The sequence below is a fragment of the Bradyrhizobium sp. Mp27 genome (assembly GCF_029953005.1).
Taxonomy (GTDB): Bacteria; Pseudomonadota; Alphaproteobacteria; order Rhizobiales; family Xanthobacteraceae; genus Bradyrhizobium; species Bradyrhizobium barranii.
Genome location: NZ_JASAUS010000179.1, coordinates 1 through 12361, shown reverse-complemented (window position 1 = coordinate 12361; position 12361 = coordinate 1). Strand labels below are relative to the sequence as shown.

Sequence of the window (12361 nt, the reverse complement as noted above, 5' to 3'; positions counted from 1 at the left end):
TCTCAAAAGTTCTTCTGGAGTGATCATCGATGGTGTCCACCTCGTTCATGGTGGACACCTCATCCCATCCCCGCGCTCAACTGCATAGGTGCGTAGAAAGGAGCGCTTACGAATATTCTCAGTACGATTTGTCGCCTGTTCATCGCAATTTTCTGCGGTTCATTCCTGTGTCTCGGCACTTCCGCCGGTTGGCGGCTGTGCGAGATCGTAGTCTTCGGGATTTGAGCCTATCTCCCTTATCCCCTTCGTGAGCTCAGTTCGGAGAGAGGTCTGGAAGTCCTCGTCGTAAGTCGCAATGCTCGCGCGGATCGCTGTTTTCCAATGATCACCACGATCCCAGGCCTCCACGAAAGCCGATGCGAGGTCGGCATGCTGACGATTGGCAGTCATGGCCTCGATGATGGATTTTGCCTGGAGGCGATCCTTCGAGCTTTTAGCGCTCGGATCGCCGTCGATCTTCCGGCGGGATCCGACGATGAGCTTGTGAACGGCGTAGCGTTCCGGCGATGGAATGAGAACTGGTACGCCGGCACCGTGCAAAAGCACCGCGCGGACCGGCTGGTGGATCAGGAAGTCGAGGAATCGTAGCGGAAACGCCGAAGCGCCGCCCAAGGCGGGCATGGGAACGGGCTTGCCTGCCTGGTCATCGGACCATTGGTTGGGCGTGAGGAATTCGACTTTGAAGTTGGTTTCCTTCGAAACGAACTGAGTTGAGACCCTGCTATCCGTTTGACTCGGCACCTCGCGAAACGTCGGATCGACCTCCTGCAGCACCTGCAAGATGGGCGGGATGGAGTCCTTGATGGCCACCGAAATCTCGTGGAATTGCGCAAAGTCGGCATCACCGGTTTGCATGGCAACTGCATCGAGGCGCCGGCCGAGAATGGCGGAGTAGCATTGGTAGGCGACCGTGCCGACGAGGACTCCCCTCATTCGGAAGAAGCCGGCTTTTGCCAATTGTTCGACGACTTGGCCTGCGAGCGCGAGCGGACGCGGCAGGTAGGCCTCGCGGACGAGTGTGGAGACGAGACGACGGCGTCCTTTGATGTCGGCCTTCAGTTCCTTGAAGGCTTCGACCCTTTTTGTGATTTCGGGATCGTCCACGGGACCGACGTAGCTACGATCCTGGCCGCCGCCATCAGGCTTGGGCTTGTCGAAGTACCAGTACTTCTTGCCCTTGACCTCGACAGCCACGAACCTGCCATCCGAGGAAAACTCGGACGTAAAGCTCTCGTCGAGGCTGCGCTGGACCAGCTCCGAATAGAGGGTCTGGTACGAGATATCGAGGGGTTGGGTTGGAGCCATGGCGGGTCCCTGAGTTATACTATTTTCGCGAAAACAGTATACCTCCCGGAACCCACCGACAAGCCAGTTATACTATTTACGCAAAAATAGTATAACTATTGTAAGTCAGAGGCTTACAGCCAGATTTCCTAACTTATACCCAAACCGCGCTTTTGCCCGATCGACCAGGATATGCCGCCCCCACCGACGCTGCCGGTCACCAGCTGCCCGCGCGCGCGCTCCAGGACAGGTCGCCAAGGCACCAGCGCAAAGTCGTGGGATCGCTCGATCAGGGCGAAGCGACCGCTGTTCAGCGTCAGCATCCGCCGGTAGGTACCGCTGACGCTATCGCCGGGCTTCACGTCGCGAAATTCGAGCCCGGTTCGAGCAGAGATATCGGCCGCAGTCCTTGCCAACTCACGCACCTCGAGTGTCCGTAGCATATTCCGCGCGTAGCGTACCTGCCCCTCTTCCTCCCTTGCGAACCCTTGATCGATGAGCCATTGCCGCCTCGTGCGGAGAGCTATTTCGACCTCAGCGCCGAACCCCATGGACGCGAACGCGTCACGATCTTTCGAGACGAGCTTGCGATCGAGCCAGGTTGCGCCCACCACTTGAGGCAAGTCCTCGAGCCTTTGCCAAGAGAGAACCACGATCTGCACGGGATTGCGCGACCGGTGCAGCGCCTCGTATCGAAGCGCCCGGTCGAGGTGATCTGCGCCTACGCTCCAGCCTCCCTCAACTGATCGGCTCACCAACCCATCCTGCCGCATCGTCTCCAGACGCCGCACGTGTGCCGCGATGAACTCGCCAGAGGCCTTCCGGTCGAACTCCCGATGCAGCTGGTCGCTGTAGATGCCGCGATTGGCGTCCGCGATCCTCGCGATCGTCCGGTCGATCTCACGTGGCTCGGCAGACCGCGGTCTAAGCTCAACGATGGCATTACGTACGGGGGCGTCGTCATGACCGGCCAAAGCACCAATCTCGGCATAGTGCGTTCGTCCATCCGCCCCATCGATCACGACATAGCGGCGTTCGCTAAGTTCATCCGAGAACCCCTCGCCGACAATCCGCCCGATCACACGCTGACCGTCCCGTGCCGGATCGAAGATCGCATAGTTCCCAGCCGCCCTTGCTAAACCCGCCTCGCCGAGCTCGCGATGCATGGTCTTGATGATGTCGCCCCGTTCCCCCATACGCCTGAGCTTTGCCTCAAGCTCGGCATCGATCCGCCAGCGTCCAGGGATTTCCTCTTCGGCCAATCCCATTCGCTCAAGCGTTCGTAGCCGCCCTGTTCGCGCGGCATGCCAGGCCGAGTCCTTCTGTGGCCGCGCCCCAACGTCCAGATGGCCATCACGAGCGTCGCGCACAATCGCCCGGTCGAGGCGAGTGAGCCGCTCTGCCGTCACCTCTTGCTGCAGCTTGCGAGCCGCCTCGATCTCGGTCTCTGGGCCAAGCTCTCGGGTGATGAGGTCGGCCGCCCGCGCGCGCAAGCCGTGCGAGATGTAGTCGCGAGCGATGACGAGGTCATCTCCCTGATCGTCCCTGCCGCGCAGCACCAAATGGGTGTGCGGATGCCCCGTATTGAAATGATCGGCGGCGACCCAGTCGAGCCGGGTGCCAAGATCCTGTTCCATTTGGCGCATGAGGTCGCGCACGAACGGCTTTAGATCGGCCAGTTCCGCGCTGTCCTCAGGCGCGACGATGAAGCGAAATTGGTGGCGGTCGCTGGCGCTACGCTCGGTGAACGCCTTGGCGTCGGCGCGGTCGGCCTCGGCATCGTATAATTCGCCTGGTGTTCCCTCGCGCGTGACGCCGTCGCGTTGGACGTAACGTAGGTGCGCGCGGACAGCACCTGTCTCGCCCGACTTGATGCGGACGATGCGCGCCTTGACCACAACGCGCCGCTGGCCTGTCGCACGACCGCGTCCGGCAAGCGTCGCGCCCTGGGCGTGACCGCGACCAATCCTGCCGCCCGTGAATGACGAGGCTCGCTGCGAGCTGGCGCCGGCCTTCTGAGCCTCCTGGCGGACGCGACGGAGATAGCTCGCCGCCTTCTTCGTTTGTCGATTGCCGATCTTGCCAAGCTTTACGTCGAATTCGTCGTCGATCTCGTCCATGACCTTGCGTCCAACTCAAGAGCGCGACCGATATGTGGGGTGATCGGCAGTGCGCCAAGACGCAGACGCAATCATGCAGGAACACCATCGCTATAGGCGTGGTCTGGCGACACCCCGCATCTCGACGGCGCCAAATCTGGGATGTGCAGACAAGGAGTTAGGTGCGTCCAAGCGCCACTGCTTTTATCTTGCCCTCCCATTGACTTGCTCTGTTGGTAAGACATAGTTAGATCAATTTGAGGTTGAGCTTATTGGACGCAAATTTCGCGTCGATCGGAAGCTCTGTTCTGGCCGCGAATTGTGCGCCGCTTCTGGCGGCGACCTTGCGTACGCCGGTTGCTGTTTTTCGAAGGAATATGCGCAGGCCCCCCCCGCTCGGCCGCGCGCAATAGGACTCCGAGGTTTGTTGCCTGCCGGCATTCACTTCGACGATGCGCCAGACGTTTTCGCAGGCGCCTCGCGCGACTGATCGGCTGGCGAACACTTGCGGCAGACACGCCTCGTGCATTCGCGGTCGCTTCCAGGCGACAGCGCCTGCACCTCTCAAGTCATAAACTTTTGGACCGGTTTACTGAGGCAGCATGGAACCAACAGCCACAACAGAACCAGCGACCACGACAAGCTCAGCGGCTACGAAAGAACCAGCAACCGTGGCAGGACCAGCGGCCACGACTGGACAAGCGGCTTACCCGGACAATTTTGAGGAGATGGTCCGGAAGGAGATAAGATTCATTGAAAAGCGCACCGAAGGACGCAAGATCGACCTCAAAGGCGTTGGCCCGGGCGCACCTCCGTTAGCGGTCGCGGCTCTTTCCCTGTCGGGCGGAGGCATAAGGTCGGCATCGTTCTGCCTCGGTGTGACGCAGGCGTTCAATGAGCACGGCATCTTTGGCCGTTTTGACTATCTCTCGACGGTCTCCGGCGGCGGGTATCTCGGCGCATCGATCAGCGCCACCATGAACAAGTCCGAGACCGGCGAGTTCGTGTTTGGCGAGTCCACAAGATCGAAAGATCCCGACACGGCTGCCCCCTCTGACGTCAAGGATACCGATTCCGTCGCTCACTTGCGCAACTATTCCAACTATCTCATTCCGCGCGGCGGCCGGGATGTCGTCACCGCGGTGGCGATCATCCTGCGCGGTTTGATCGCGAACGCGGCGTTGACGCTGCCGTTTATCCTCTTGGCGGCGATTCTGGTCATCGCGACCAATCCAACGCGGTCAAGCCTTCGGACGCCGGATTTCTTCGGCTACAATCTGGACTGGCTCGTACCGGTCAACAATTTTGGCATCACGTTGGCCGTCGCGCTTATCGTCACGATCCTGTTCCTGATCTGGGCTGTCAGACGGTCCTCGCCCGGTGCCAAACAATCGGAGTTCGCCTCATGGCCGCCAGTTTTCGGGGTCAGCTGTCTGTTCTTCATCGCCATGGCATTCTTCTGCGAACTTCAGCCCTATGCCCTCGAAGGAATGTTTGAGCTCTCCGAACGCACCACTGCTGCAGGTTCAAGCGAAGCGCTTCTGACCTCCGCGATCCATGGTTTGGCGGCCATCGCGACCCCGATCGCTGCCGTTGTGACGTTCTTCCGTCAGCAAATTGGGACACTGTTCAAATCCGTCACATCCTCTTCGGCGATCTCGACCAAGGCCGCCGCACTGCTCAGCGAAGCGGCGATCTGGATCGCAGGCGCGGCCGTGCCGCTCTTGATCTGGATTGGCTTTCTCTATCTGTGCTACTGGGCTATCGAAAATACGGGACCTTCACCGCGTCCACGTCCCGCGAGCCCGCCTCCCATTCATGGAACGATGCAAATCGACGGGCCGGGAATCAAATTTTCAGGCTCGCTGGATTGCAGGCAGAGCGCATCTACATCGGGCGCGAACAGCCCGTGCTCTGACCGTCCTGACGAGGTCTCGCCCATCCCCGAACCGTACGGACACACACCGAGCTGGCTGCTTGGCGCGGCCAAATTGCCAAACTACCTGATCGGACAGGCAGCGGTCGGTAAGACTGCGCCAACCTGGGGCATCGCAGTCCTATACTTCGCTTTTGGAGCTTTGCTCTTTCTCATCTCCTACAAGCTCACGCCGAATGCGAATTCGCTACACCGTCTTTATCGCGACCGTCTCTCAAAGGCTTTCCTGTTCGACCCTAGCAAGGCGAAGACCCAGCGAAAACGCTTCGACGACATGGATCAGGGCCGCGATTTCGAGCCGCTCGACACCTTGCAGCTTTCCGATTTGGTCAAGGACAAGCTCAAGGGGCCTTACCAATTGATCAACGCCGCGCTCAATATTCAGGGCTCGGACTATGCCAATCGTCGTGGTCGTAATGCCGACTTCTTTCTATTTTCGCCCGCCTACATCGGAAGCGTCGCTACCACTTATTGCAAAACCGAGAAGATGGAGCTCGACACGGGCCTCGACCTTGCAACGGCAATGGGCGTCTCGGGGGCCGCGTTCTCGTCAAACATGGGCGCCAATTCCATCAAGGCACTCACAGCCACGCTCGCCTTGTTGAATGTCCGCACCGGCTACTGGTTGAAGAATCCCAAAGCGCTGTCCCAACCGGGCAAGCGCCTCACTTCAAACCGTTGGTATCTTTTGAATGAGATTACCGGGAGACTCACTGAGAACAGTGAGGACGTCTACCTGACCGACGGCGGCCACATTGAAAATCTCGGCATCTACGAGCTACTGCGCCGCCGCTGCAAGGTCATTGTCGCCGTCGATGCGGAGGCCGATCCGGCAATGCGCTTTCCCTCGTTCCTTGCGCTTCAACGGTATGCTCGCATCGACTTGGGGGTGCGTATTTGGATGCCTTGGGACAAGATCAGGAGCCGCACTATCACCAATATGGGCGATGGCGGTTCGGCGGAGAGCCCCACGATCGAAGAAGCGGGACCTCACGCAGCGATCGGTAGAATTGAGTATGACGGTGGACAGGAGGGTTGGCTCCTGTACATCAAATCGTCGTTGAGCGGAGACGAGAACGACTATGTCCGCGATTACGGCCGCCGCTACACCGCATTTCCTCATGAAACGACGGGCGACCAGTTCTTCAGCGAAGAACAATTCGAGGCATATCGCGCGCTGGGATTTCACATCGCGATCCGGTTATTGCGAGGGCAAGATCGAATGCAAGTCTATGGAACCGAGCGGCTCTTGACGATCAATGCCGAAAACCCGGCGGTCAAGGCCGTCAGGGAGGCACTCATGGACGGCGTGCTATGAACCCTGCCGCCGTGTCCGGATTGCTATTTTCCCTCAACAGAGCGCGGCCGATGCGCCTTGGGTTGATTTCGTCGGTCTTTGCGATGATCGTCGCGTCAAGTGCGATGGCACAGAGCGGAACGGCCCCGCCAAAGCCTCCCAGCGCGACCGTTCCCGACCTGCTTAAGTCCAACGCTGTCGCGACTTGCGTTGACTGCGACAGGCCGTTCGACTTTCCGACACACCGGGAATTGCTTGAGGGACTGGTCGCCAATCAGTTCGTGGGCGAGCTCCGCAAGGCGCTCTACACTCAGGATATTCTACACCAGTTTGAATCGAAGGCGCATTTTGACAACTGCCATTTTGAGGGGGCGGAGACCTATCTGGCAGCGCTCATCAATGAGGTTGGCCTGGAGGCGGATGCGACGCTTGCCGCGAAAAACAAGGATGACAAGACGGAGTCGGTTGCGGCGGCGAAGCGCGCGTTCTTTGCCTTAGGGCAAGCGCTCCATGCTGTGCAGGATTTCTACGCACATAGCAATTACATCGAGCTGCAAGTTCCCAAGGTGAAAAATCCCGACGACATTGTCGTCATCGGACCCTGGCGCAAGGCCGATCAGGACACCATCATGGCGCTCAGGTCGCAGGGGCTCGTCTCGGGTTATGTGTCCTGGGGATTTCCCAAGGACTGTCCGGACGGCACGATTTCCCATCATAATCTGGCGAAGGATTCGGCCGACACGGTCAGCGGGAAGCGTCTTGTCCCGCATTTGACCAATCTCAGCTTGTATCGGCTCGCGGTATTTGTCGCCCGGAAGGCCTCGGTTCAACTCGTGCAGGAAGCATTCCAGCGCTGGCCGATCTTGAAGGAGGTCAACGGCCCGAATGTCGCCTTTGAAGTCATGATTGATCGCAGAGGTCTATGACATGCGCCGCGGCCTACCCTGCCACCTGCTGATCATTACGCTTGCTTGGTTTCTGACCGATACCGCCGGAGCACAGAGTCCCGCCGCGACACCCAAAATTCCGGGCTGCCGTCTCGATAGCTCGAACAACAAATTCATACAGCCGACGATGGAGCGGGCGATCGATGCCTATGCCGTCATTGGCAAACCGCTGGCCATCACCTCTATCGCCATCAATCCGCCTGCCCCATCGACCGATGGCAAGACCTTGGATGTTTACGTCGTGATCGACGCAGCAAAGGGAGGTACGGATCCCTCAGGTTGCGCAACCCGCGTGCCCCGGGACACCGATCCGATCGATCCAATCAGCGTCCGTGGCGGTTGCGTCATCACTTCTGTCGAGCACATGGAGCTACGCTGCTCATCGAGCGCCGTGAGTATCTTTGCCAAGGCAGGCCGCAAGGAACCGCGAGAGAGCCTAGCCCTGCTATACGTCCTTTCCCACGAATTGGGCCATCTCCATCAGAAACGACTTGGTGAATATGCCGGAAGGGCCGAAAGAATCGATATTGGTCAGCCACCCGCGGCCAAGCTGGAGATCCTGCGGGCGAGCTGCGATCCGGTATCGACGAAGATGGAGGAGGAAGCCGACGCGAGCTCCTTCGAAATTCTGGTCAAGCTGGTTGGCGCCCCTCCCTATCGCGATCCGATCCTGTCCGAACGTGGCTCGGTCTATTCCAATATTGACCAACTGGCTCTCGCCGCGGATGGCTGGCAGAAACTGAACGCCCGGCGGGATTTCATAAGCCCGCAGCCTCTGCACAAGGCATTCGAGCCCACAGAGTTTCCAACGCCGGTGGCCCAGATCGAAAAAAACGCAAGGGCGTTTGTCTGCGATGTCCTTAAGGGCAAAAGGGGACAAGTCTCATATCCCGGACGTTCGATTTCGCATCCTCCAATGGAGCAACGGCTGCGGCGCATGGCCGAACAGCTCAAGCCGGTCGCCGACAAACTGCCAGCCAAGGCCGGCGATCCAAACTTTGCGCCCGTTGCCGTGCTGTATGGTGATCTAGGTCCGGTCCTTACCTTCATCTACCGGGAAACGGGCGTCTACATGGAGACACTTCAAGACCGGATCTGCACGCGGGTCAACGGACCCCGGCCCGAGGCAGGGTGTCCGTAGCCAGCTAATTGTTTGGATTCCAGGTCCAGAGCGGCCGTGCGACGCCGATAATATCGCACCGAAGCACCGCCCCGAAGTACCTCGAATCGAACGAGTGCGGGTGCATCAGGAAATACTCCCCTTCGACCAGCCTCACGCATCCCTCCCAGGACGGCAGCGGCCGCCCTGCCCGGTCCTTGTCCAGCACCTCGGCGATCACCTTCCCGTTGATGGAGATGGTGCCAATCGGCTCCTTGGCGCGACAGACTTCGTCGCCGGCGCTGGCCATGACTTGCTTCAGGAGCGGGACGGGCGCCGGCAGGACGTCGTGGATTAGGATCAGGATCTCGATGGTCGGCGGCGGCCTGAACACGGCCAGATCGCCCTTCGCGGGCACCCCTAGCTCGACGTAGTAGAAGCCGAGCGGCGCGCTGCCAGAGGCGTTGTAGATGATCAGCGGCTCTTCCGGCACGAACGATATCAGCGCCGTGATGATGCCGGCGGACATGGCCGAGAGCACAGCCAATTGACGCCGCCTTGGGTGATCAATCCGCATCGGAGGTCGACCTCCGCTTGCTGGCCTCAGAGTATGCGACGAGGTCTTCGATGTGGTAGCGGACATAGCGCCCGTGCTTGCGGTAGGCGGGCCCTCGTCCGTCCACCCGCATCTTCTCGAGGGTGTTCTTGGTGAGCCGCAGCCAGGCTGCGGCCTCTACGGTGTTGAGAAAGGGCTTCTCGGCTTCCTTGTCGTCGTTTCCGGTCATGCAGAAGTGTTCCTTCTTACAGCCCACGCAACCCGTAGGTGTGTGAAGAAGCGTCGTCCGATCGGAAGCGGTTTAGGGAGTGGCGAAGTTGGGCGAGGCGCATTTCGCCACTAGGCGCGCGCAAAATTGGTCTAGTGAGCGGGGAACTCGGCCAGTCGGCTAATCCGGCAAGGCCTCGTTAACCCAGGAGGTCTCGATAGCCACCTCGCATGAGCTCGTTGCCTTTCGCGACGAGCCGTCGCGTGCGGTCCTTCAAGAATTGACTATGGCTGCGCCATTCCTCGGTGACTTTCTTCTCTCCGAAGATCGTGATCGCGATCTCGCGGTAAGTCTTGCCACGACGGCTCTCATCGAGCGCGATGAGCGCGTGTTGCAAGCGCTCGTCGTTTGCAAATGGCGATCGCTGAGAGGCCTGGAAGCCCTGCTCAGTGAAGCGCTTGAGCTGCTTCAGGAGGTCCGTCTGGGCCGAGAGATCGGCGAGATCGTGCAGTTCGAAGACTGGCGCGAAGGGCAATGTCAGGGCGCGCAGGCCGTGGATTTCGAGGGGGATATGGACCCCGCCGCCTTTCAAGAGGACGAGCGGGACGCCTTCGGCGTCGATCACGGCACGTCGATCAACCTTGAAATCTGCGAGCGTCATCGCGCCGCTTTTGTCCTCCCCTGTCGGCCGAGTTGCCTTCAACCGGACCACGCGTTTGAGAGCGCTCGCATGCCAGAACACGGGCGTTTGCGCGGCATCAAGCGTGGGATTGGCGAAGGCGTGGAGGCCCCATTTCTCCGCCCGGGGAAAGCGTCTCGGCAGCCGCAACAGCTTTGTGCCGTCGATCAGCGTGATGCATGGCAAGCGTTGTGGCACAGAGCAACGCCAGTCTTTGGCGTAGTCCTCGTTGCGGCGCAGGAACTCCCAGGCCCAATCGCTGCCATCATAGGCGACGGGATTGCAGCCGACAGGACCGCGGGCAGCACGATCACCGGCGCCTTCGCGCGACGGCGTGACAGAATTTTCCAATAGTCGCCCCAGCAGACAATGTCCCAATGCAGATGGTTTCGACCAATTGAGGCACGAGCGCAACTCCGAGAGAGCGGTCAAGTGAGGGCCCCCGCGACCGGTGTTCGCGGGGGCCGTTGGCGTTAGTCGCCGGGGTTCCAGATCAGGGCGAAGACGCTGTCGTCGTCCTGGCCGGCGGCTCGGCCGAGATTGGCGTAGAGCTTGCGCGGACCGAACTCGGGCGCTGCCAGCGAGAGGCTCACATAGTCCTTGCCGCTGTTCTCGCCGCGGCGGATCCAGCCTGCCCCGATCTCGACGCCCTGGGTCATCACGCGGAAGTCGGGGTGGATGTCGGCGGTCTTGTCGCGGTTGGGGATGATGTCGATGTCGGCCCTGATGGAGACGGTGCGGAGCTGCCCTTTGTAGCTGCCGTTGTCGTTCTTGGTGACGTATCCGATTGCGGTCATGGTCTTTGTCCTTTGTTCGCGAGGAGCCGATCCCCTCGCGATGGCTGGACCGTGATGGGAAGCGAAACGCCTTCGAACCCGCGTTCACGCGGGGCGTAGCGCATGCGGAGCACCTGAGCCGATGGCTTTTTTGGAGCGAAGCGGCCGCGAGGAGCCGGACTTGTCCGGCGGGGAAAAAAGCTATGCGAGCGAGGGTTTGGCAGGCGGAGCCCTTCCCATAGGTCACTCAGCCACGCGCAGGGAGATCGGACCCGCTAACACAGAAGGACAAAGGCCGACGCACGTCGGAATGTCTCGAGACGATGGCGCTCGAGGGCTACCGCAGTCTCTCATCAGTGCCTCGGCGTCGACATCATCCCCAACCGCGCCAAGGCCGCCGAGACCCGCTCTGACGTTCGTGACATGCCCCGGCGTATCGCGATCGCTACAGGTTGGACCTGCTCCGGCGAAACAGCAGCAAAGACCATGTGAACCTCGCCCTGGCAGCGCCAACCTCCGGCCTGCCAGCTCTGCCGCATTCTCGGCCGGGCGGCCGGCGAGGACGACAACAGCGCTCGTCGCCTTGATCAGGAAATCCACCGACTGACGCCAACGGTCTCCGCCAGCATCGGTCGCGGGGCCCTCTCGTCACGGCTTTCTCTTAAAGGCGTCCTGCGAGCACGGAGCCGCGTGTTGGAGACGGCTCACTTAGGATCGCCTTCTCTTGGGACTGCCTTCTCTTGAGATCGCTGTCTCATGGGGCAGCCGTTGCCTGGAATTGCCGCGGCAGCGATGCGACGGCATCGGTCGCTCTTCTCATGCAGCGCTATCTTCTCGAACAACGTCGAGCGACTCGAAAAGCGCGATCAAGCCGCCTCACTGTCAATCTTTCAAAACAGTGTTACACTTTTTTCTGTGCATACCGATTCCCGGTTTGCATCCATTGAGGATTGACGGAGGGCATATGGCTAAGAAAGCGAAGAAGGCAAAGAAGACCGTCGCGAAGAAGGCGAAGAAGGCCGCCAAGAAAAAGTAGTAGGTCTTCGGGCATCGAGACCCGCTTTCGCTCCCGCCAGAGGCACGCCCCTGAGGCATTTGGCCTTTGTGGACTTGCCACCTGATTGATCTCACGGCGATGGCTGGAACGATAGCTCGTCGTTAAGCCGGATCGTAGACGCGCCGGGCGCGATACGATCCGGCTTTGGCGTTTTGGCAATAGAGCATTGCAGGCTGCGTCAGGACGGCGTCGCTCTTTCCAGCCAATCAGAGCTTGTTCACGACGATCGTGAGGCACGACAGCAGTACGGCCGTTGACGTCAGTGCCGAGACGCTCACCACGACCTGAGCAACGCAAATACGCCTGAGCTTCACTGTAAGCGACGTTCGCGTCCCACTCGCAAAGGTTTGGCGTGGGGATTGCAGTCTGTTGATCAACGTGTTTGCAAATCGTTGGCGGGGGGTATGGAGGCGGCAACGACGG

At 60.1% G+C, this 12361-nt stretch carries 10 protein-coding genes; 3 read left to right on the top strand and 7 right to left on the bottom strand.

Features of this window, described 5'->3' with window-relative positions:
- Positions 1-159 precede the first annotated feature (159 nt).
- From QJT78_RS43555 to QJT78_RS43545, 3 genes are all read right to left on the bottom strand, one after another.
- Positions 160-1305 (bottom strand): GSU2403 family nucleotidyltransferase fold protein, encoded by a 1146-nt coding sequence (locus tag QJT78_RS43555; protein WP_049810238.1) that lies wholly within the window; start codon positions 1303-1305, stop codon positions 160-162.
- 128 nt (positions 1306-1433) lie between these two features.
- Positions 1434-3404 carry a relaxase/mobilization nuclease RlxS gene (gene rlxS, locus QJT78_RS43550; protein WP_038952577.1) on the bottom strand — a complete coding sequence of 657 codons (1971 nt, stop codon included), beginning with the start codon at positions 3402-3404 and terminating at the stop codon, positions 1434-1436.
- Between the two features lie 226 nt (positions 3405-3630).
- Positions 3631-3912: a hypothetical protein gene (locus tag QJT78_RS43545; protein WP_157790526.1), complete on the bottom strand. Its 282-nt coding sequence runs from the start codon at positions 3910-3912 to the stop codon at positions 3631-3633.
- Positions 3913-4111: 199 nt separating this feature from the next.
- On the opposite strand from QJT78_RS43545, the gene QJT78_RS43540 reads away from it, so the two are divergent.
- The 3 genes from QJT78_RS43540 to QJT78_RS43530 are packed head-to-tail and all read left to right on the top strand — an operon-like array spanning position 4112 to position 8704.
- Positions 4112-6637, top strand: coding sequence for a patatin-like phospholipase family protein (locus tag QJT78_RS43540; protein ID WP_049810237.1), 2526 nt, complete (start codon positions 4112-4114; stop codon positions 6635-6637).
- Complete coding sequence (locus tag QJT78_RS43535; protein WP_155256148.1) at positions 6634-7542, top strand: HET-C-related protein; 909 nt, start codon at positions 6634-6636, stop codon at positions 7540-7542. The genes QJT78_RS43540 and QJT78_RS43535 overlap by 4 nt, the downstream gene beginning before the upstream one ends.
- Positions 7523-8704 carry a hypothetical protein gene (locus QJT78_RS43530; protein ID WP_155256149.1) on the top strand — a complete coding sequence of 394 codons (1182 nt, stop codon included), beginning with the start codon at positions 7523-7525 and terminating at the stop codon, positions 8702-8704. Before QJT78_RS43535 ends, QJT78_RS43530 begins: the two co-directional genes overlap by 20 nt.
- A gap of 4 nt (positions 8705-8708) precedes the next feature.
- On the opposite strand, the gene QJT78_RS43525 is transcribed toward QJT78_RS43530, so the two are convergent.
- From QJT78_RS43525 to QJT78_RS43510, 4 genes are all read right to left on the bottom strand, one after another.
- Entirely contained in the window at positions 8709-9203 is a 495-nt protein-coding gene (locus tag QJT78_RS43525) for a S26 family signal peptidase (RefSeq protein ID WP_049810235.1), read from the bottom strand.
- A gap of 25 nt (positions 9204-9228) precedes the next feature.
- On the bottom strand, positions 9229-9447 hold the full coding sequence (locus QJT78_RS43520) for a helix-turn-helix domain-containing protein (protein ID WP_028152368.1): 219 nt from the start codon (positions 9445-9447) through the stop codon (positions 9229-9231).
- A 178-nt stretch (positions 9448-9625) separates the two neighbouring features.
- Positions 9626-10168, bottom strand: coding sequence for a DUF2285 domain-containing protein (locus tag QJT78_RS43515; protein ID WP_157790524.1), 543 nt, complete (start codon positions 10166-10168; stop codon positions 9626-9628).
- Positions 10169-10578: 410 nt separating this feature from the next.
- The gene (locus QJT78_RS43510) at positions 10579-10902 is read right to left on the bottom strand and encodes a DUF736 family protein (RefSeq protein WP_028152370.1); all 324 of its coding nucleotides are present in this window, start codon (positions 10900-10902) and stop codon (positions 10579-10581) included.
- Positions 10903-12361: the final 1459 nt, after the last annotated feature.

What these genes read in the sequence shown, in the direction of transcription:
- QJT78_RS43555 (WP_049810238.1), bottom strand. Translation starts at nt 1,305, where the DNA reads ATGGCTCCAACCCAACCCCTCGATATCTCGTACCAGACCCTCTATTCG.
- rlxS (WP_038952577.1), bottom strand. Translation starts at nt 3,404, where the DNA reads ATGGACGAGATCGACGACGAATTCGACGTAAAGCTTGGCAAGATCGGC.
- QJT78_RS43545 (WP_157790526.1), bottom strand. Translation starts at nt 3,912, where the DNA reads ATGCACGAGGCGTGTCTGCCGCAAGTGTTCGCCAGCCGATCAGTCGCG.
- QJT78_RS43540 (WP_049810237.1), top strand. Translation starts at nt 4,112, where the DNA reads ATGGTCCGGAAGGAGATAAGATTCATTGAAAAGCGCACCGAAGGACGC.
- QJT78_RS43535 (WP_155256148.1), top strand. Translation starts at nt 6,634, where the DNA reads ATGAACCCTGCCGCCGTGTCCGGATTGCTATTTTCCCTCAACAGAGCG.
- QJT78_RS43520 (WP_028152368.1), bottom strand. Translation starts at nt 9,447, where the DNA reads ATGACCGGAAACGACGACAAGGAAGCCGAGAAGCCCTTTCTCAACACC.
- QJT78_RS43510 (WP_028152370.1), bottom strand. Translation starts at nt 10,902, where the DNA reads ATGACCGCAATCGGATACGTCACCAAGAACGACAACGGCAGCTACAAA.